The organism is Heliobacterium mobile (assembly GCF_009720735.1).
In the GTDB taxonomy this organism is placed as follows: Bacteria; Bacillota; Desulfitobacteriia; order Heliobacteriales; family Heliobacteriaceae; genus Heliobacterium; species Heliobacterium mobile.
In genome coordinates, this window is sequence record NZ_WNKU01000001.1 from 177,465 (window position 1) to 198,032 (window position 20,568).

Genomic DNA, 20,568 nt, shown 5'->3' on the forward strand with positions numbered 1-20,568 from the left:
AGAGCTTATGAAATGCGAAATTCCTGAACGGCTCGTTGTAATTCCTCAGCCATTTTAGCGAGACTGCCGCTGGAGGCAGCGATCTCATCCATGGAAGCAGCTTGTTCTTCCGTGGCCGCTGCCACCGTTTGGGCCTCTTCCATGGTCGTCTTCACGATCTTTTGAACGTCTTCCATCTTTGTAACGATTTCCTGGCCGCCGGCAGAGATCTGTTGGATAGAAGCGGAGATTTCCCGGAACTGACCTTCTATCTCGTTGATCGATGTTTCGACGTTCATGAACTCCCGTCCTGCTGCTTTGGCGATCTTGGTGCCCGACTGGACTTCCTTGATCCCTGCATTCATGGATTCAACGGCCCGGTCCGTATCTTTTTGGATACTGTCGATGAGTTTCGCGATCTGGCGAGTTGATTCTTGAGATTGTTCGGCTAACTGTCGCACTTCTTCGGCGACGACAGCAAAACCTCGGCCTTGTTCACCGGCATGAGCCGCTTCGATGGCGGCGTTTAAAGCGAGTAGATTGGTCTGCCTGGCGATCGAACTGATCGTTTCAACGATCTTCGTAATTTCCTCGGAACGCGCCTTGAGTTTCATTACCATTTCACCGGTGTTCATCACCGTATTCTCGGTACGACTCATTTGATTGATGACGGCCTTCACAGCCCGGCTGCCTTTTTGTGCGGCTCCTGACATCTTTTCCGATGATTCTTCGACGGCTTTAGCGCCGACAGAGATGTCGAGCATTTCTTTAGACATCTGGCCGATGACGGCCGTCGCTTCTTTCACATCATTAAATTGTTCATCGGTCCCATGGGCGATGGAAGTGATCGATTCAGCCACTTGACCGGAGGTGAGGGAAGATTGCTCGGCACTGGCTGTAAGCTCTTGAGCGGAAGCGGCTACGGTTTCAGAGGAGTCCCACACATGTTTGACCAAATTTCGCAGGTTCGCCACCATGATCGTGATGCTGTTGGCAAGAGCGGCCAATTCGGGAGCAGCTGATTCGGAGCGGAGAGCCCATTCATCAAGGGTCAAGTCGCCTTTAGCGATTGTATCTACTGCGGTGGATAGCTTTGTGATGGGATCGGTGATGTTTTTGGCCACGTATGTTACGATACCCGCCAGAAGCAACAAAGTGATCAACCCGATAGTGAGGGCTCGTACCCCTAAGCTGTTGATAGAGGCAAACAGTTCACTCGCTGGTGCTGTAGTCACAACGATCCAGCCGGCACGTCCTACAGGGAGGGAAGAGTAAAATTTGTCGATACCTTGAAACCGCCGTTGCTCAAAGGTCGGTTGTCCACCGAGGAATTGTTCTCCTGCATCCTTCAGAGCGCCATTATCGACGGTGAGGATATTGTCCTTGGCGGTTAAGGTAGGATGGAGGATGAATTTTCCTTGCCGATCGAGGACAAAGGTATATCCGGCGTTGCTGGGTTTGATCTCGCTTAACGGTTTTTGTAACGCTTTAAAATCTAAGTCTGCTGCGACAACGCCGATGGTTTCATTGTTACGAATGATCGGGTGGGAAATAGTGATCAGGGATTTTTGGTCTTTTGCATCGAAAAACACATCGGAGTAGGCAAACTCATGTTTAAGAGATCCTTTTTTATACCAGTCACTCTGACGGGGATCGGAAGAAAGATTGCGATGGGTACCGTCAATATAACGACCATCCATATGGCCGATGTAGATGTCCACAATCTCTTTGTGTTGGGTAAGGATATTTTCAAGATGATGTTGGGCGCTTGCGTCTGTCAACATGCCTTCTGCGTAGAGGTCGGCCAATTCTGAAACGATAGCTTCCTTGTCGGTCATCCAGGTTTCGATGTCGTTTTTACCATCCTCCGTCGTTAATCGAAGGGTGGAACGAATTTGATCTTCCAGGGATGCTTTGGCGCCAGAGTAATTTGCAAAATTCATAATAGCGAGGCCGATGAAAACCGGTATGAGGACGAATAGAAGAATTCTTGATCGCAAACTCATGGTGGAGACGCCCCTTTCCCATTATCCTGTCCACAGGTATATTGAATTCTGTTCGAATATTTTCGACATAACCTTACCGTTACCCTGCAAAAACCGAAGGGGGTTGCACTTTTTCTAGACAAAAATAGTACAAGGCTTGGCGATAATCGGTTCCCGCTTTAGTCAGTTAAGGACTTTTGAATTTTCGTTGAAGAGTGTTATAGTTAAAATACCCTGCTGATTCCCTAGGTCTTTATTCATATGATCGCAGCTATTTTGGTATATGAATTTTATCGGTATAGGAAAGGTGCTGCCCATGAGTATCATCATTGTCGATCATCTAGTAAAACGCTATGGAGATTTTGAAGCGGTGAAAGGGATATCCTTTCAAGTGGATAAAGGGGAAGTCTTCGGTTTTTTAGGCCCAAACGGGGCAGGAAAATCGACAACGATCAAGATCTTATGTACTTTGCTTACGATGACATCGGGAAAGGCGCTGCTGAACGGATACGATGTGAACAGAGAGCCGCTAAAGGTACGACAGTCCATCGGGTTGGTCTTTCAAGACTATTCCCTGGACGATCGGTTGACAGCGGAGGAGAATCTTTACTTTCATGGCATGCTCTATAACGTTCCTCGTGCTTTGCTTAAGGAACGGATGGAACAGGTCTTGGCGATGGTAGAGCTGACAGAACGTAGGAAAGACCTGGTTCGCAACTTTTCCGGCGGGATGAAACGCCGTCTCGAAATCGCCCGGGGGCTTTTGCATCATCCTCAGGTGCTCTTTTTGGATGAACCGACGATTGGGTTGGATCCGCAGACCCGTAGTGCCATCTGGGAGCATGTCCTTCGCTTGCGCGATGAATTAGGCATCACTGTTTTCATGACGACTCACTACATGGAAGAAGCAGAACACTGTGACCGTATCGCCATCATCGACCATGGAGAGATCGTGGCTCTCGATGCCCCGAAGGCTTTAAAAGAAGATATCGGTGGTGACATGGTCACCGTCACTACGACGAATAATAAACAGTTGGCCGAAGAAATCCGGCAACGCTATGGGATCCCTGTTGTCGAGGACGGAACGGTCTTACGGATGGAAGTGGAGGACGGGGCTTCTTTTGTTCCCCGGCTGGCCGTAGATTTTGCCGGTATGATCACCAGTGTGTCCGTCCACGAACCGACACTGGACGATGTTTTCTTAAAAACGACAGGCCGGGCGATCCGGGACGAACTGCTCGATGAAAAAGAGCGGTTCCGGCAGCGGAGACTGGGTCGGCGGAGGGGAAGATAATCATGCTGGAAAGCGTTCTCAAGACCATCTATGTGATCTGGTACCGCGAGTTGATTCGCTTTTTCCGGGAAAAAAGCCAGTGGGCCGGTATGATCATGCAGCCCACCTTATATTTGACGTTCGTCGGTACAGGCATCGCCTCCGCCATGACCTTCCGTCAAGCTCCCGGCGGAACGCCCGTGGACTATATGACATTTATCTACCCGGGCATCATCGGCATGTCGGTGCTGTTTACGTCTATGTTTTCAGGGATCTCTATCATTTGGGACCGGGAGTTTGGTTTTTTGAAAGAAATTTTAGTGGCACCGGTTCCCCGTTGGGCCATCTCCGTCGGCAAAGCCTTAGGTATCGGCACGATCGTATCTTTTCAAGGGACGATTCTGCTCATTCTGTCTCCTTTTGCCGGCTTGTCCCTCACCTTATGGACGGCTTTGAAGGTGCTGCCGATTTGTGCCCTCGTTGGTTTTGCCATCGGGCTTCTCGGCATTTCCATCGCTGGTCGAATGGAATCGATGCAGGGCTTTCAGTTGATCTCTAACTTTCTGACGATGCCCATGTTCTTTTTAAGCGGCGCCATGTTCCCTTTGCACAGTGCCCCTCAGTGGTTGCAAGTGCTCATGGTGATCGACCCGCTCACCTACGGCGTAGATGCCTTGAGAAACGCCATTTATGCAGGCATCCCCGAAGCGCAGGCCATTCTTCAGCATAGTATTGCTTATGATCTAAGCATCGTAGGTCTTTTCTCCATAGTGACAGCGGCTACAGGAGTGACCGCTTTCAATCGTCAGGGATGATGGTTCGGTAAGCGTCGAGACCTTGTTAGCGGCCAAGGTAGTCGTCAAGTCGATTACCAGTAGTCTGGAGCTTTGCTTCACTGGGGTAGGTTGTGAGCCCGCATTGTAGGGAGAAAGAAGGATACTATGAATGTGAAAAAACGATAGCCTAGATGGCTATCGTTTTTCGTGCTAAGAAGTTCTATGGTGTTCAATAGAAGCCCTTTGATTGGGAAAAGGCTTTACCCGTTTTTCCGCATGAACTCTTTCATGAAGTCGGCCAGGGCTTGGCAGCCTTCCCGGCTCATGGCGTTGTAGGTGGAGGCCCGCATGCCGCCGACGGAACGGTGGCCTTTTAAGCCGATCATGCCTTGTTTCGTCGCTTCGCTGGCAAAAGTCTTTTCCAGGTCTTCGTTGGGCAGGCGGAAAGTAATATTCATCGTGGAGCGGCTGTCTTTGTCGGCATGGCCACTATAGAATCCGTTGCTGCCGTCGATGGTGTCGTAAATGAGAGCTGCTTTTTCCAGGTTGCGTTGTTCCATCGAAGCAAGCCCGCCTTGAGCTTTGAGCCACTTGAGGACTAGGTTGACCATGTAGACGGAGTAGGAGGGCGGCGTATTATAGAGAGAGTTGTTTTTCGCATGGATATCATAGCGCAGCATGGTGGGGATGTTCGTGGCGGCCTTTTCAATCATGTCCTGACGGATGACGACGACAGTCACGCCGGAGGGGCCGAGGTTTTTCTGAGCGCCGGCATAGATCAGGGCGAATTTGCTGGCATCAAAAGGTTTGCAGAGGATGTCGCTGGACATGTCAGCGACGAGAGGAATGTTGCCGAAGTCAGGGAAGGATTGCCACTGGGTGCCGAAGATGGTGTTGTTCGAGGTGATGTGGACGTATGCAGGTGACTCGCTCAGTTGGATCTCTTCCAATGAAGGGATCCGTTTGTAGTTACCTTCTTGAGTTGTGGCAGCGATATGGGTTTGGCCCAACTTGGCTGCTTCTTTTTGGGCCTTTTCAGACCAGCTTCCGGTGAGGATGTAGTCAGCCCTTTGGCCGGGCTGCAGGAAGTTCATCGGAACCATGGCAAACTGGGTGCTGGCACCGCCTTGCAGGAAGAGCACACGGTAATTATCGCCCAGGCCAAGCAGTTCTTTCATGTTGGCTTCGGCTTCATTATTGATGGCTTCATATTCTTTCGAACGGTGGCTCATTTCCATTACGGACATCCCCGAGCCCCGGTAGTTCAGCATTTCTCGCTGAGCTTCTTCGAGAACAGGCAGGGGAAGGGTAGCAGGTCCCGCATTAAAGTTGAATACACGTTCCGTCATGGTTCTTCTTTTCCTCCCGATATGTAATGTTTGTTTGTAAACTAAAAATTTTTGAATATGCTTATTATATCTTGTCCACCGGTGGTACACAATGTTTGCGTGAGAAAAACTTTTTCTTTTTTTAGACACTGGTTCCAGCCGTTGTCCAAAATAATTGGCAACGAAATTATCGCGAACTATAAGAAGAAGGGATCGGACCATGACGATCCGATCCATGCGGGCTTTTGGCAATTCTGTCTTATTACCTAACTTTACCTTTGCTAATTCAGCACACTATGCTTGTTCTCTCGTTTTTTCCTTGAACCGCAACGTCGCGGCGTCCCATTCGAAGCGTATGTTTTCGCTTTGGCTGCTTTCCTGTTTGTACTCCGTCGGCATGACTTTTGGATCGCCCGGAGCGATGAATCGGGTAACCTTCCGGTGAACGATGATCACATCGGGCGATAGGCGTTCAAAGGTGTTTTCCTCATTGACCTTATGCCAGTAGGGTCCCTGAGAATTTTCCCAGGCGTCATGCCAGTAATACTCACTCTTTTTTACATGAGCGAAGACTTGTTGGAAGGCGTTGTTTTCGTCGATACGGAAGATACGCTGCCAGGTGGTTTGTTCAAATCCGCCGAGTTTGTTGTCATACTCTTCTTCGATAGAGATCCCTTTTTGTGCGATTCCCGGAAGGTCTGTGGAAGAGAGAGAACGCAAGGAGGCCAAGTCTTGCGATACGGAAATCAGTCGACCGTTGGCTTTTTCAAAACCGGCTAGGAAAGAGCGGTTTTTTCCCAGGTTGATCCCTAAGATGATTTCTTCCCCGTCCAGGGGCGACGTTTCCATCGTTTGTTTTAACACACTCGTCGGCGTTAGGGACTGAGCTTCTTTTGCCTGCAGGGCACGACGAATCAACTCTTCGTCATTGGCTGTTTTATCGAAGGCTAAGGCAGGGATAGGTAGAAGGCTTGAAAATTTGATCAAAGCCACTAATACCAGCACTGACAGGACGAAGACACCGGAAAAAAGGGAAGTTTTTCTTTTCATGGCTGTCACCTCCTCCAAAAGTCCCTGTATATTATGCAGACCCTCTTTTAGAGGTGAATCCGATGGGAAGCCATCCCTTTGAAGTTGAATTCCAGTTCTGGTAAAATGGATGACAGGGGTTCATTCACCTAGCGATAAAAAAACCTGAAGGAGTATCAGCATGCTCGTTGATTACCATGTACACGGCATCGGACACGGAACATCAAAACACACGGTGGAAGAGATTTCGGCTTATCTCGAAACGGCTCGAAAACGGGGAATCGCCCATGTTGGCTTTGCCGATCATGATCGTTACCTTGATGAATACAATGTGGAAGCTATCCGGGAAGCGGCTTTGCGTTATCCCGATGTACAGGTCCGCCTCGGCGTGGAGATCGATTACATTCGCAATGCCGATGATCTGTTACAAAAGATGACCAGCCAGTACCCCTTCGACTACGTGATCGGTTCAGTCCACAAAATCGAAGGCTGGGATTTTGATCACCCTGATTACATAGACAAGTATAACGATTGGGAAAATGATGAGCTATACCGTGCCTATTTCGCTCACATCAAAGAAGTGGCAGAAAAAGGACTCTTCAGCTTTATCGGACACCTCGATCTGATTAAAATCTTCAATTACCGCAGCAGTCGCCCTATCCTGGAACTGGCTGAAGAGGCTCTCCAAGCGATCAGCAAATCGGGGCTGCCCTGTGAGATCAACACAAATGGACTGAACAAACCGGTCGCTGAAGTCTATCCACAACGCATTCTTTTGGAACGATGCTTTGAGTTGAACATTCCGATCATCCTCAGTTCCGACGCCCACTTCTTCCATGAAGTCGGTCGCGACCTCGATAAGGCTCGTGAAATTGCCTGGTCTGTAGGCTACCGCAAAGTGGCCACCTTCCACCGGCGCAAGTGCTACATGGAGAACCTCTGATCAAAGTCTTCCATAAGGGATGGATGAAAGATGAACATACACGACCAAGCCCATCAACTGGCACGGTCCTTGAAAAACTCTGCCGAGTATCAAGAGCTTCTAACTGCAAAATCTAAGGTGGAAGCCATTCCAGAATCGAAAAAAATGCTCCACGATTTCCGGGCCAAGCAGTGGGAGTTGCAAAAGGTGACTTTATCAGGCCAACAGCCTACGGAAGCACAGTTGCAATCGTTTCAGCAGCTGGCGGGGCTGATCAGTCTACAGCCGTCACTGCAGGAGTACTTGATGGCTGAGTTTCGTTTCAGTCAACTGATGACCGATGTCCAGAAGATTTTGAGCGATGCAGTGAAGGATTGGCTTCCTGAGGAGTTGGGCAACCCATAATAGCGGGGTGGTGGGGTATGGATGCGCATCTATATATCCGCTGATTTGGAAGGAGTGGCCGGGGTGATATCCCCGGCTCAATTATATTCTGGACCGGCCTATGAAGAGGCCTGCGCTCGAATGACCTTGGAGGTGGCTGCCGCCGTTAGAGGAGCGCAGAATGCTGGTGCTGCCGACATTGTCATCAACGATGCTCACGAGTCGATGACCAACCTGCGTCTGGAAATGCTTCCTGCGGGAGTGCGCGTCATCACAGGCAAGCCAAAGCCATTAGGTATGATGTGCGCTATCGACGGCTCCTGGGATATGGCCTTTTTCATCGGTTATCACAGCCGCCAGGGGAGTTCCGGTATCCTGAGCCATTCCTATAGCGCCCGGCTGATCGAGCAGATTTTTTTAAACGGGGTTGAAGTGGGAGAACTAGCCTTCAATGCCGCTTTAGCGGGTTATTTCGGGGTGCCCGTCGCTTTGGTGACTGGCGATGAGGATCTGGCGAAAGAAGCTTCCGCTCAACTCGTGGGAACTCGATTTATTTCGGTAAAAAGAGCCTTGAGCCGGCAAGCCGCCGATACGATGCTGCCATCAGAGGCGCAGAAGGCGATTGAGGCGGCCGCTTTTACCGTGGTAAAGGACTGGCAAAAGGGAAGCGGCGAGGTCCAGACATGGTGTCCAGAAAGTCCCTATCGTTTGCTGGTGGAGTTTCACTCTCCCGTCATGGCCGACATGGTTGCCTTTATGCCGGAAGTGCAGCGCAAGAGAGCCAACCAGGTTGAACTCGTTCGGGAGGACTTGCCTGACCTCTTTAGAGCTTTTCAGGCGATGCTGGTTTTGGCCGGAGCGATGGCCTAAGAAACCGAACCGAAATGCCTGGAAAGAAGGTAGCTTAATTTGAAGAACCTTATCGATGAGGATTGGCGCGAAGCAAGCCATCGCCAAAAGGAATTGATTTTCCGCAATGAAGCGGTATTTGCTGATCGGGAATCATTAACAGAAGAAAGAGATCAGCCTGCAGATATCTTGGCCTTCGGTGCCCATCCAGATGATGTGGAGCTCGGTGTCGGCGGTACGCTGGCTCTAGCTGCTGCACAAGGCCGTTCTGTCGTGATCATCGATCTCACTCGCGGTGAGATGGCTTCCAGGGGAACGGTAGAAGAACGGTGGAAAGAGGCTTGTGACGCTGCCCGGATCTTGGGGGTGAGGGAACGGATCAATGGGCAGTGGCCCGACGGGCACCTCAGCGACCCTAGCCGATGGCAGCCCTGGATGGAACAATTCGTCCATTGGCTGCGCCGGTATCGCCCCAAGTTGGTCTTAGCCCCTGGAGGAAGTGATCGCCATCCCGATCATGAAGCAGCCGGTCAGCTTGTCCGGAAAGCCCTTTTTTACGGCGGCCTAAAAAAGTTTGGTGACACTCCCTCAGAACCTTGGCGGCCGGCCCGGTTCTTGACCTACCGCATCAACGGAAACCTGCTTCAAGAGAATAAAGAGCCCCTCTATGTGGATGTTGGTTCCGTCTACGAACAAAAACGGGCAGCCTTATGTGCTTATCAAAGCCAGTTTTTTCGCGGACTCGGCGGCCGGCGGCAAGAACTGCGCATCCCTGATTTACCTCAACTTCTGGAAGATCGAGATCGATACCTGGGCGGGCTGATTGGAACAACTTTTGCCGAGCCTCTCTATCCGGATGGCCCTCTCGGTGTGAAAGAGATCGGCGCCTTGTGGGAGTGATTCATAGTGAATATCGGATTTCTCTGTTCCCCCTCCTACGGAGGAAGCGGTGTAGTCGCCTCTGAATTGGCCCGGCAGTTGGCTCGGCGCGGTCATAATATCCATGTCTTTGCTTATGAATTACCTTTTCGCCTCCATCACTTCGAAGCGAATCTGTTTTTTCATGAGGTGGAGGTGCTTGATTACCCTCTTTTCCGTTATCCTCCCTACCTACTGGCGCTGTCGGCGAAGATTATCGACGTAGCCCGTTCGGCCCAACTGGATCTTATACACGCTCACTACGCTATCCCTCATACGCCTGCGGCTTATCTGGCCAAGCAAATGCTGGCTAAGGAACGGCGCTTACCGATTCTCACCACCTTGCATGGTACCGATATCAACTTGGTCGGCAATGATCCTCAATTTTATGAAATAACCCGGTTCTCTCTGGAAGCGAGCGACGGTGTTACCGCTGTGTCATGGAGCTTGGCCCGGGAGACGAAGGAGATCTTCAACCTGGCCGATCTCCCTCGAGTGATTCCCAACTTTGCTGATTTTGAAGAATATTGTCCTGCTTCAAATCCCTGTTTGCGGGCTCGCTTTGCCCGGCCGGAGGAGAAGGTGCTGCTGCACATATCCAACTTCCGCCCAGTCAAGCGTGTGGAAGATGTGGTTCGCGTTTTCGCTCGCGTAAACGAACAGGTGCCCTCACGGCTTTTGTTAGTCGGTGACGGTCCGGAAAAGTGCGCCGCCGCTCACATGGCCGAGGCCTTAGGCGTTCGGGAACGGGTCATTTTCTTAGGGCGCCAGGACAGTGTGGCCGAAATTTTTGCCTTAGCCGATTTATTTTTGCTGCCGTCGGCCAAAGAGTCCTTTGGGCTCGTTGCCTTGGAAGCGATGGCTTGTCAAGTTCCGGTCATCGCCAGTGAGACGGGCGGACTGCCGGAAGTGGTCGAACATGGCCTTACAGGCTATTTGGCTCCTGTTGGTGACGTGGAAACTATGGCTGGTTTTGCCGTCCACCTGCTGACCCATCCAGAAGCTTATGACGAGATGGCTCGCCGCGGTCGGGAAGAAGCGCTGCACCGTTTTCAAGCGGAACCGGTCGTCGATACATATGAACAGTACTACCGGGAAATCTTGAATAGACCTTGACAAGCACAAGATCAAGCGGTACGATGAAATTGAAGCATAGTAGTAATCGTTACTACAAAAAATGGAGGTGACAAGAATGGCAGTATACAAGTGTGCAAAATGCGGCGAAGTCATCGAAAAACGTTGCAAACCTGGAAAGTGCCCCAAATGTGGCGCTGTGAAAGAGGATCTGATTAAACAATAGCCTATAGGTTTCTAAGAATGGTTTCTGCGATTGAATGGCCATGGAAGATGAGACTTGGCTTTCGTCGAACCTGAGGGCGTTTTAAAAGCATGTAGATTTGATCATAATTGTGTATATGTAGAAAGATAAAAAGCAGGGAGATAGCCCTGCTTTTTATTGTGGAGGCGGTAGAAATGTCTGAAGTCTATTTCGTATCTCGCCGGGCTAAAGCTGGTAAAGGACTCGTAGACAAGCTGCGCAGACTCATCAAAACGGCCCATATTATGGACTGTGTAAACGAACAGGATCTCGTAGCCATCAAGATGCACTTTGGTGAGCGGGGGAATACAGGGACCATCCGGCCGCCTTTTGTCGGAGCTGTCGTGGAAGAAATACGAGGGAAAAAGGCGCGGCCCTTTTTGACCGATACGAACACCCTTTATCGAGGCTCCCGGGCTAACGCCGTCGACCATCTAGATACGGCCATGGAAAACGGCTATGCTTACGCCACTGTCAAGGCGCCGATCATCATCGCCGATGGCTTAGACGGCAAAGACTACCGAAATATCCCAGTGCCTAAGGGTAGACGTCTGCAAGAAGCCAAGATCGCCGCCGTTCCCTTAGATGCCGACGCCATGATCGTTTTGACCCATTTCAAAGGCCATGAGATGACTGGTTTTGGCGGAGCCATAAAAAACATGGCCATGGGCCTGGCTTCCCGTTCGGGAAAGCTGATCCAACACTCCGATATCAAACCGACCATCAACGAAAAGTGCAAAGTCTGCGGCAAATGTGTCAAGTGGTGCCCTGCCGACGCGATCTCCTTAGGGGAACGAGCGGTCATCGCCGAGGACCGCTGCATCGGCTGCGGCGAATGTACCGTCACCTGTCCCTATAAGGCCATTGCGATCAACTGGGCCATCGATCCGGGCTTGCTGCAGGAAAAAATGGCCGAATATGCTTATGCTGCTGTCCGAGAAAAACGGGAAAAAGGCAAAATCGCCTTTATTACTTTCGTCACCGATGTAACTCCTGAGTGTGACTGCTGCTCCTGGAGCGATACTCCCCTTGTTCCCGATTTGGGAATACTCGCTTCCTTTGATCCCGTTGCCTTGGATCAAGCTTGCTACGACCTGGTCAATCAAGCGCCTGGCTTGATCGACAACCGCCTCGCTGACGCCGGTCAAGGGACTATAGCTCCAGGAATGGATAAATTTCGCATGGTCCATCCCAGCGTCGACGGCACGATTCAACTTCGCCATGCCGAAGAACTGGGCTTAGGGACTCGCAAGTATCAACTTATCCGCCTGCCCGAGTAAGAGCAGCTAGATTTGACTCGGCGCTTGTTCAACGATGAGGGAAAACGGGCGATTATGGGAACAGATTGTCGATTTACGTAGATAATCTGGAAAAGGATGTCCCCCTTGATTGACAGTTCTGGCGACATCATATATGATAATGATAGTGATGATTACTATTTGTATAAAGAAAGGTGGGGAGCGCCATGGGAGCCATCGGACCTCGGATGACAAGGCAAAAACAGTTGGTCTTAGATATCGTTCAAGGTACAACGAGTCATCCCACGGCAGACTGGGTTTACCAAGAGGCGCGCCGCCAGATTCCCGATATCAGTTTGGGTACGGTCTATCGTAACCTAAACACCCTTGCCCAACAGGGGATCATTCGGGAAATGACATACGCCGGTGCCAGTTCCCGTTACGACGGAAACGTGGAGGCTCACTATCATTTTGTCTGTGAAGACTGTAAGCGCGTTTTTGATATTTTTATCGATCGTGCCGAGAATCTGGACGAAAAGGCTGAGGAAATGAGCGGACATGAGATCCAAGGTCATCGTTTAGAGTTTTATGGACGTTGTGCCGAATGCCGCAAGGCGACAGTCTCTTAATATGAACAGAGAGCACTGCTGAAGACCATCTTCAATGGTGCTTTTTTCTTTTTTTAATCATTTTGGTTGGATGACTTTGTTATAATGATAATTGTGATTTCGAAACTGAAGATTGGAGGAGTAACCGCCCATGACCATAAGCTTCCCTCAAGGGTATGGCGAAGACGGCATTGGTCTGTTGGTCCAGGATCCGTACCACATCTTCATCTATTGGGAATTGACAGAAAAGACACGTCAAAACGCTTTACATAACTGGTTTCTTCCCTTTGACACCCCTTGTTTGCTACGGCTTCAGCAAGAAGAAAAGCAAGGAAAGGGCACCTGCTGGAACAGTATCTATCAAGTGGAACTGCCACCGAGCGCTAACCGCTGGTATGTGAGCGGGCTTAGACCGGGAGAGGTCTACCGAGCCCAGATAGGCCTGCATAACGGTCAAGGAGAATTTATCGCCATTCTCGGTTCTAAAGGTGTACTGACACCTCCCGTTCAGCCTGTCGGTCCCTGGAATACAGGCCGGCCCGTCGCTGTCTGCGGCGGTGCAGAGCCGATTGAATTGGAAGACCTTCCACCGGCAGAGTCCATCAGTTCGACCTGCTTTTACGAAAAAAGTGCCGGGGGGAGTTCCCGATGAAGGCGATGTTGAAGGAACAAAAAGGATACTGGGCCCTCGTTCTGCACGCACACCTGCCTTATGTGCGACATCCGGAACTGCCCGAATTTTTAGAAGAACGGTGGCTCTTTGAAGCCTTGACCGAGTGTTATCTGCCTATGACCGAGTCCTGGCTGCGTTTGCGGGAGGAACAAGTCGACTTTTGTGTCACATTATCTGTCACGCCTAGTTTAGCTGCCATGCTGACAGACAACCTACTGCAACAGCGTTATCGGGAGCACCTCGATAAAATGCTGCAACTAGCCGCCCTAGAAGAGAAACGGACAGCCGGAGATGAGGACTTTGCTCCGCTGGCTGCCTTGTATCGTCAGAAATTGGAAGGGGCACGCCGGCTGTTCCAAGATGACTGGAACAGTCAAATCACAGAGGCATGGAAATCGCTGGCCCAAAGCGGTCATCTCGATCTGTGGACATCGGCAGCCACCCATGGCTTTCTTCCCTATTTGACAGAAAGCAGTTGGACACCGCAGATTCGCACCGGTGTCCGCCAGCACAAAGCCATCTTCGGCATGGAACCTCACGGTCTATGGTTGCCTGAATGCGCCTATGCGCCAGGACTGGAAAAGGTGTTGGCTCAGGAAGGGGTCTACTGTTTTGTCGTCGATACAGGGACTTTCCGCAATGCCCATCCTGGACCGGCCAATCTCTACCAGCCCCTGGAAGTGGGTGCTCAAGTATCTGCCTTCGCCCGGGACCCTGAGACATCCCACCAGGTCTGGGATAAAAAGTCGGGATATCCCGGTGATTACGATTACCGGGAGTTTTATCGAGATATCGGCTATGACCTGCCCTTCGAAACGGTGGCCCCCTTCCTCAGCGGACCAAACCCAGGGGATACAGGGTTCAAATATTATCGCATCACCGGAGATACTGATCAGAAGGAACCCTACCGACACGATTGGGCTATGGAAAAGGTCAACGCCCACGCCGATAACTTTGTCTTTAACCGGGAAACTCAAACAGCCTCCTGGCGGGATCAGATGGATCTCCCGCCTATCGTGGTCTCCCCCTATGACGGAGAACTCTTTGGCCATTGGTGGTATGAGGGACCTGACTTTCTGGAAGCGGTCCTTCGCCGTCTCTCCTCCTCTGAATCGACCGTCAAGATGACTACGCCTCGTCGGTACCGGGAGACCTACGGACCCGGTCCGAGCGGTCGCATCGCTTTCAGCACCTGGGGAGAAGATGGCTATGGAAAGGTCTGGCTCAACCCCACAAACGACTGGATATACCGTCACCTGCACCGGGCTAACGCGGAAATGGTCGCCCTGGCGAAAGCATTTCCCCAAGCCCGCCATGAAATAAAAAAAGCCTTAAATCAAGCGGCCCGGGAACTGTTGTTGGCACAGTCGAGCGATTGGCCCTTTATCATGCACACCAGGACGACTGTGGAGTATGCCACCGGCCGACTGGAAGAGCACTTGCAATTGTTCTGGAAACTGGCCCGATCCCTGCGCAATGGGCAAGTCGACGAAAGTGCCTTGGCCGAGGCCGAATGGAAGCATCCGATTTTTCGGGATATCAATTACCGTGACTTTGCCGGAGGTTCGGAACCTGAAGGTAAGCCAGTTCTTTCTCCAAAAAGGACGAATCCGATCGGGCCGATCTGGATGCTCAGTTGGGAATATCCGCCTCGAGTGGTTGGCGGCTTGGGCCGCGCCGTAGCCGACCTGAGCAAGGCCTTAGCCGCCCGAGGTGTACCTGTCAAAGTATTTACTTGTGCCGTCCCCGGCTGTCCCGACCGAGAGGTGATCGATGGGGTCACCGTCATTCGTCTACCTGTCCCAGGAACGGCGAGCGACGATTTCTTAAGTTGGGTATGGCGTTTTAACTTCGCCTTGCTATCCGGTGTCATCGCCGAATCGGCTGCCGAAAAGCCGGCTCTGATCCACGGCCATGATTGGATGGTCGGTATGGCTGCCAAAGAAATTCGACGCTTGCTCCAGGTGCCCTTGGCCGTCACCATCCATGCTACTGAGCACGGTCGCCAGCGAGGGATCTGGAACGACCTGCAGCGTAGCATACACAATGAAGAAACAGACCTGTCGAACGCTGCTGACGCGCTCATCGCTTGTTCCAATTATATGGCCAAAGAGATCACCACGCTCTTTGCGACTCCCTGGGCCGAAATCACTGTCCTTCCCAATGGCGTTGATCCGGCCAATCTCATGGCGGCACCTGGAAAAGGGTACGGGATGGAGAAGTTCTGTGATCCTGGCGATGAAACTCTCTTCTATGTGGGCCGGCTCGTTCCCGAAAAAGGTATTCAATTATTGGTTGAGGCCATGCCGAACATCCTCAGTCAACGGCCTCAGGCTCGCTTGATTATCGCCGGCAAAGGTCCTATGATGGAAGAATTAAAAGAGAAGGCTCGCGCTCTCGCTGTGGAGCATCGGGTTTCCTTCGCCGGTTTTGTCGACGATGACAGCCGGAACCGGCTCATCGGTTCGGCTCATATCGCCGTCTTCCCGAGCCTCTACGAACCTTTTGGGATCGTCGCTTTGGAGGCCATGGCCGCCAACACACCTGTCATCGTCGGTGATACGGGCGGTCTCGGCGAGATCATCCGCACTGGAGAAAACGGCATCAAAGTACCTCCCGGCGATGTACAAAAATTGGCTGAAGCAGTCATCGCCATGTTGCAAGACCGTGAAGGTGCCAACCAAATGGCTGAAGCGGCCCGTCGGGACGTGGACCAAATCTACTCTTGGGATGTTATCGCCGAAGAGACCATCAAAACGTACCAGCGAGCCATCCTTCGTTTTGGCACCTTTGGATTTCTCGCTGTCGAACCAGCAGATGAAAAGGTAGGTTAACAAGAAGAACAGACAGAAAGTGGGGCCTGACACCCATTGGCGACAGGCAGAAAAGGCCCAAACCCCTGGGGAGAAGAGCCCCCTTTGGGCAGCAAGTCAGAACAAAATATTCGAGATAAAGCCAGCGGCACTGCGAGCCGAGAGAACAAAGAGCGAGAGCCTCGGGCGAATGTTCCTCTCAACCGCCGTCGTTTTTTCTACGGAGGAGCGGCAGTACTGTCCGGTTTGGCCAGCTTGTTCGGCGCCTATTGGCTGAATAAACAAAAAGGGCCGACTGCTCCTCCGGTGATTACGGATCTACCCGATTTGCCGGACCGGCGGCTTGACCTAACGCGGATGCGCAGCAATATTTCCATCTTAGCGCAAAAAGATTGGGAAGGAAGATTAGCCGGCAGTCCAGGGCAAACCAAAGCCGGAGAATACATGGCACGTCTTTGGAGCAGCTGGGGTTTAAAGCCGAAAGGGGACGGGGAGACCTTTTTTCAGTCTTTTCCCGTTCCGTCCTTCTCTCTTTCCCCGGTAAACGGCCGGATGCACCTCGTTGCCGGGGAGAACAAAGGTAACCTGGCTGACAATCTCATCGGTATGATTCCCGGTAGGGATCCGGCACTTCGCCATGAAGTGGTGGCCCTTTCGGCGCACTATGATCATTTAGGAAAGTGGGACAACCAAGTCTATCCCGGCGCGAATGACAATGCCTCAGGAGTGGCTGTTCTCTTAGAAATAGCCAAAGCAGCTATTCAGTCACCGACCCGGCGAAGCCTGGCCTTCTTCTTGTTTTCCGGTGAAGAAGGCGGATTGATCGGATCCAAGTATTATGTGGAACACCCTTCAATTCCACTGGAATCATTGATCGGACTGGTGAATCTGGACACCGTAGCTAACGGTGATAAGAGTGATTTTATTTACTGGTCTTCCGGGAACCTCCCTTGGCGTGAAGTGATGGAGGAAGCAGCCCGGGCTACAAATATCCGGTTGCAGCCCCAAGACCGGGGGATGCATAACAGTGATCATTTCCCCTTCGCAGAAAAGGGAGTACCAGCGATAAGCGTCCTCTCCGGCACGTGGCTCGAAGGCAACCATACGCCCGGCGATACCCTCTCGATTATTAACACAGAAAAATTGCAGAAAATCGCTGAATGGAGTTGGCGGTTCGTCTACACGTTAGCAGAATCAGCAGGTAAATAGGCGGTGACAGGATGGAACGATATCTAAAGCAAATCCGGTTTTCTGGTGTAGGCGAGGAAGGGCAACGGCGGCTTTTGTCATCGAAGGTGCTTATTGCCGGAATGGGGGCATTAGGCACTCACCTAGCCAATGCCTTAGCCCGAGCCGGTGTCGGTCATCTCCTGCTGGCAGACCGGGATTATGTAGAAAAATCGAACCTGCAGAGACAGGTTCTCTATGATGAAGATGATGTAGAAAGAACAATGCCTAAAGCGATAGCCGCAAAAAAGAAACTTCAGTCCATCAACTCAGAAATCAATATCGAAGCGGTCGTGACCGATCTAGGGTGGTCTAACCTGGAGCCGCTGCTGGAGGGCGTCGATCTGGTCGTCGACGGCAGCGACAATTTTGATCTGCGCTTTTTATTGAATGACGCCTGTGTTCGCTCGGCGATTCCCTGGATTTACGGCGGTGTGACCGGTGCTCATGGTATGGCTATGGTCGTGTTGCCGGAACAAGGTCCCTGCTTGCGTTGCCTCATGCCGAACCCGCCTGCCCCTGGCACCATTCCCACCTGTGATACGGCCGGTATTCTGGGCCCTGCCATTCAGATGGTGACAGCCTTTCAATCGGTGGAAGCGCTCAAAGTGCTGACCGATCGCGTGGAAGACTTGTCCCGCGGTCTTTTTTCGGTGGACTTGTGGGCTAACCGGTACGATTTGATCGATCTGTCTGAAGCGCGCAGAACCGACTGTCCTACCTGCAGGCGTCGCGAGTTCCCTTTCCTGGAAGGAAAGGAAGAGATGCAAGTCACCTCCCTTTGCGGGTCCAATTCTGTACAAATTACCCCGGCCAGGGGAGCAAAGCTGAGATTGGATGATATCGCCGAGCGTCTGAAGGTTCTAGGCAAGGTGCAACAAAACCCCTACTTATTGAAGGTTTTGATAGATCAAATGGAAATGATTCTCTTTGGCGACGGCCGGGCTATGATCAAAGGAACCCAAGATCCTTTGGTCGCAAAGGCTTTCTATACTCGTTACGTTGGAATTTAACAGGAGACAGCACTCAATGAGTAACCAGCAGCAAAAGGACCTGCGCACCGAGTGGGTCGTCGGGATTACCGGTGCCAGCGGCTCCGTATACGCCTTACGCCTCCTTGAAGTCATAGCAGAGATGGGCATGCGGCCCCACCTAGTTGTCTCCGAGGCCGGTGAGCGGGTGATCCGGGAAGAAACGGAAAGGACACTCTCTGATCTGGCGGAGCGCTACCCCCTTTACGACGTACGAGACGTAGGTGGACCCATCGCCTCAGGCTCTTTTCCAGCTGCAGGGATGATCGTCATTCCTTGCTCCATGCATACTGTGGCAGCCATGGCGATGGGACTAGCCGATAACTTGTTAACCCGTGCCGCCGATGTGACCCTGAAAGAGGGCCGTCCCTTGATCGTCGTACCCAGAGAAACGCCGCTTCACCTAATCCACCTGGAAAACATGGCACGTCTAGCCCAAGCCGGCGCCCGTATCGTGCCAGCCATGCCAGCTTTTTATCACCAACCGACAACTCTCTTCGAATTAGTCGATTTTGTCGTCGGAAAAGTGTTGGATCAAGCGGGAATTCCTCATCAGCTCTTTAAAAGGTGGGGGAGCGAGTAAAGTACTTTCCCTAAAAAGGAAATGTGGATACCATTTCACTCCCCCCAAACAAACGATTTTACAGAAGGACCTTCGGTACCCCCATGTTGGGACCGGGGTCCTTTTTTCATATATACCCTAAAATTTTCCTCATATCAGGGCGAAAAGGGGTTGCAATATGGAATGAAGTGGTGTACGGTGGTAGAAAAGTGGTTTAAAGTGGTGGACTAGACCATGCTGATGGGGGAATATCAACATACCATCGACCCAAAAGGCCGGTTGTTCATGCCGGCAAAACTTCGGGAAGCACTTGGAGAAAAATTTATCGCCACCAAGGGCTTAGATGGTTGTTTGTTTGTTTATCCCCCGGAAGAGTGGAGACGCTTAGAAGAGAAGCTGAAAGGGCTGCCCTTTACCCGAGCCGACGCTCGTTCCTTTCAACGGTTCCTTTTCTCGGGCGCCTCGGAATGTGAAGTGGACAAGCAAGGACGGATCCTGCTTCCCAGTCACCTCCGCGAGCACAGCGCCTTGGAAAAGGATGTCGTCATCATCGGTGTAGGCACCCGTGTAGAAATCTGGAGCGCCGAACGTTGGCGTGAGTACAACGATAAAGCGGCAGCGACTTATGAAGAAGTCGCCGAAAAACTGATTGACTTTGATCTATAAGCGAGGCAAACCGCAGATGGAGGGTTTTTGCCGACATGGAATTTCATCATATCCCCGTTTTGCTTGAGGAAGTTTTGGAAGCCTTGCAGCCCCGTCCTGATGGGCTCTATCTCGACGGGACCGTCGGAGGGGGCGGGCATAGTGCCGCCATTTTGGAAAAAACAGCGGGGCAGGGGAGGTTGATTGGCCTCGACCAAGACCCCAGGGCGCTGGCGGCAGCGCGAATAAAGTTGGAGAAGTTTGCTGACCAGGTCACACTGGTACGGAGCAACTTTCGCCAATTGGGGTCTGTCGTGGAGGAATTGGGCCAAAAAGGGAAAATCGACGGGATTCTTCTCGACATCGGTGTCTCTTCCCATCAACTGGATGAAGCAGAACGAGGTTTCACCTACCGCGCGGAAGCTCCATTGGATATGCGCATGAATCCTGACGGGGCTGTCACAGCTGCACAGATACTCAATGAGTACCCGGAAGGGGAGATCTTCCGGATTCTTTGGGAATATGGCGAAGAGAGATGGTCCAAACGAATTGCCCAGTTCATCGTCAATCGCCGGACAGAACAACCGTTGGCATCGACAACCGACCTTGTCGATGTGATTCGTGCGGCGATCCCTGCAGCAGCCAGGCAGGAAGGCGGTCATCCGGCCAAGCGAACCTTTCAAGCCCTGCGCATCGCCGTCAATGACGAATTAGGGGCTCTTCAAGAGGCCTTGCCGGCCGCTCTTGATGCACTGGCTCCTAGCGGACGGCTGGCCGTGATCAGCTTTCATTCCTTAGAGGATCGCATCGTCAAAAACTTTTTCGCCGAACAAGCGAAGGGTTGCACTTGTCCCCCCGATATGCCTGTCTGTGGCTGCGGGAAAAAGGCTCGTCTGAAGATCATCACTCGTAAGCCCATCACCGGTTCCGAAGAAGAGCTAAAGATCAATCCCCGTTCACAAAGCGCGAAGCTGAGGGTGGCGCAAAAAATATAAAGGACCTGAACATGG

Annotated in this window: 20 protein-coding genes; 17 read left to right on the top strand and 3 right to left on the bottom strand. The window is 51.7% G+C overall.

The window, feature by feature from the left end; translation table 11 throughout:
* Positions 1-5: 5 nt before the first annotated feature.
* Positions 6-1,985, bottom strand: coding sequence for a methyl-accepting chemotaxis protein (locus tag GJ688_RS00880; RefSeq protein WP_155474647.1), 1,980 nt, complete (start codon positions 1,983-1,985; stop codon positions 6-8).
* Between the two features lie 295 nt (positions 1,986-2,280).
* On the opposite strand from GJ688_RS00880, the gene GJ688_RS00885 reads away from it, so the two are divergent.
* Both GJ688_RS00885 and GJ688_RS00890 read left to right on the top strand, forming a co-directional pair.
* The gene (locus GJ688_RS00885) at positions 2,281-3,258 is read left to right on the top strand and encodes an ATP-binding cassette domain-containing protein (protein WP_155474648.1); all 978 of its coding nucleotides are present in this window, start codon (positions 2,281-2,283) and stop codon (positions 3,256-3,258) included.
* A gap of 2 nt (positions 3,259-3,260) precedes the next feature.
* Positions 3,261-4,052: an ABC transporter permease gene (locus GJ688_RS00890; protein ID WP_170291527.1), complete on the top strand. Its 792-nt coding sequence runs from the start codon at positions 3,261-3,263 to the stop codon at positions 4,050-4,052.
* Between the two features lie 221 nt (positions 4,053-4,273).
* On the opposite strand, the gene serC is transcribed toward GJ688_RS00890, so the two are convergent.
* Both serC and GJ688_RS00900 read right to left on the bottom strand, forming a co-directional pair.
* Positions 4,274-5,362 carry a 3-phosphoserine/phosphohydroxythreonine transaminase gene (gene serC, locus GJ688_RS00895; protein WP_155474649.1) on the bottom strand — a complete coding sequence of 363 codons (1,089 nt, stop codon included), beginning with the start codon at positions 5,360-5,362 and terminating at the stop codon, positions 4,274-4,276.
* Positions 5,363-5,635: 273 nt separating this feature from the next.
* Positions 5,636-6,391, bottom strand: a complete 756-nt coding sequence (locus GJ688_RS00900; RefSeq protein ID WP_155474650.1) for a hypothetical protein — start codon at positions 6,389-6,391, stop codon at positions 5,636-5,638.
* 160 nt (positions 6,392-6,551) lie between these two features.
* Between GJ688_RS00900 and GJ688_RS00905 the strand changes: the two genes are divergently transcribed.
* The 15 genes from GJ688_RS00905 to rsmH all read left to right on the top strand — a co-directional run bounded on the left by GJ688_RS00905 (position 6,552) and on the right by rsmH (position 20,553).
* Entirely contained in the window at positions 6,552-7,313 is a 762-nt protein-coding gene (locus GJ688_RS00905) for a histidinol-phosphatase HisJ family protein (RefSeq protein ID WP_155474651.1), read from the top strand.
* Between the two features lie 30 nt (positions 7,314-7,343).
* Complete coding sequence (locus GJ688_RS00910; protein ID WP_155474652.1) at positions 7,344-7,697, top strand: YlbF family regulator; 354 nt, start codon at positions 7,344-7,346, stop codon at positions 7,695-7,697.
* Between the two features lie 21 nt (positions 7,698-7,718).
* Positions 7,719-8,546 carry a M55 family metallopeptidase gene (locus GJ688_RS00915; RefSeq protein WP_155474653.1) on the top strand — a complete coding sequence of 276 codons (828 nt, stop codon included), beginning with the start codon at positions 7,719-7,721 and terminating at the stop codon, positions 8,544-8,546.
* Positions 8,547-8,585: 39 nt separating this feature from the next.
* Positions 8,586-9,425, top strand: coding sequence for a bacillithiol biosynthesis deacetylase BshB1 (bshB1, locus tag GJ688_RS00920; protein WP_155474654.1), 840 nt, complete (start codon positions 8,586-8,588; stop codon positions 9,423-9,425).
* Between the two features lie 6 nt (positions 9,426-9,431).
* Positions 9,432-10,559: an N-acetyl-alpha-D-glucosaminyl L-malate synthase BshA gene (bshA, locus tag GJ688_RS00925; RefSeq protein ID WP_170291528.1), complete on the top strand. Its 1,128-nt coding sequence runs from the start codon at positions 9,432-9,434 to the stop codon at positions 10,557-10,559.
* Between the two features lie 76 nt (positions 10,560-10,635).
* A complete protein-coding gene (locus GJ688_RS00930; RefSeq protein ID WP_155474655.1) occupies positions 10,636-10,743 on the top strand; it encodes an RCKP-type rubredoxin-like domain-containing protein in 108 nt (35 codons plus the stop codon).
* Positions 10,744-10,916: 173 nt separating this feature from the next.
* The gene (locus GJ688_RS00935; RefSeq protein ID WP_155474656.1) at positions 10,917-12,041 is read left to right on the top strand and encodes a DUF362 domain-containing protein; all 1,125 of its coding nucleotides are present in this window, start codon (positions 10,917-10,919) and stop codon (positions 12,039-12,041) included.
* Positions 12,042-12,226: 185 nt separating this feature from the next.
* The gene (locus GJ688_RS00940) at positions 12,227-12,628 is read left to right on the top strand and encodes a Fur family transcriptional regulator (protein WP_155474657.1); all 402 of its coding nucleotides are present in this window, start codon (positions 12,227-12,229) and stop codon (positions 12,626-12,628) included.
* A gap of 130 nt (positions 12,629-12,758) precedes the next feature.
* Positions 12,759-13,259: a DUF4912 domain-containing protein gene (locus tag GJ688_RS00945; protein ID WP_155474658.1), complete on the top strand. Its 501-nt coding sequence runs from the start codon at positions 12,759-12,761 to the stop codon at positions 13,257-13,259.
* Positions 13,256-16,114: a 1,4-alpha-glucan branching protein domain-containing protein gene (locus GJ688_RS00950; protein ID WP_155474659.1), complete on the top strand. Its 2,859-nt coding sequence runs from the start codon at positions 13,256-13,258 to the stop codon at positions 16,112-16,114. The genes GJ688_RS00945 and GJ688_RS00950 overlap by 4 nt, the downstream gene beginning before the upstream one ends.
* Positions 16,115-16,198: 84 nt before the next feature.
* The gene (locus GJ688_RS00955; RefSeq protein WP_170291529.1) at positions 16,199-17,302 is read left to right on the top strand and encodes a M28 family metallopeptidase; all 1,104 of its coding nucleotides are present in this window, start codon (positions 16,199-16,201) and stop codon (positions 17,300-17,302) included.
* An 11-nt stretch (positions 17,303-17,313) separates the two neighbouring features.
* Positions 17,314-18,333 carry a ThiF family adenylyltransferase gene (locus GJ688_RS00960; protein WP_155474661.1) on the top strand — a complete coding sequence of 340 codons (1,020 nt, stop codon included), beginning with the start codon at positions 17,314-17,316 and terminating at the stop codon, positions 18,331-18,333.
* A gap of 16 nt (positions 18,334-18,349) precedes the next feature.
* On the top strand, positions 18,350-18,934 hold the full coding sequence (locus tag GJ688_RS00965) for a UbiX family flavin prenyltransferase (protein ID WP_155474662.1): 585 nt from the start codon (positions 18,350-18,352) through the stop codon (positions 18,932-18,934).
* Between the two features lie 213 nt (positions 18,935-19,147).
* Positions 19,148-19,579 (top strand): division/cell wall cluster transcriptional repressor MraZ, encoded by a 432-nt coding sequence (gene mraZ / locus GJ688_RS00970; protein WP_155474663.1) that lies wholly within the window; start codon positions 19,148-19,150, stop codon positions 19,577-19,579.
* 35 nt (positions 19,580-19,614) lie between these two features.
* Positions 19,615-20,553: a 16S rRNA (cytosine(1402)-N(4))-methyltransferase RsmH gene (gene rsmH / locus GJ688_RS00975; protein WP_155474664.1), complete on the top strand. Its 939-nt coding sequence runs from the start codon at positions 19,615-19,617 to the stop codon at positions 20,551-20,553.
* Positions 20,554-20,568: the final 15 nt, after the last annotated feature.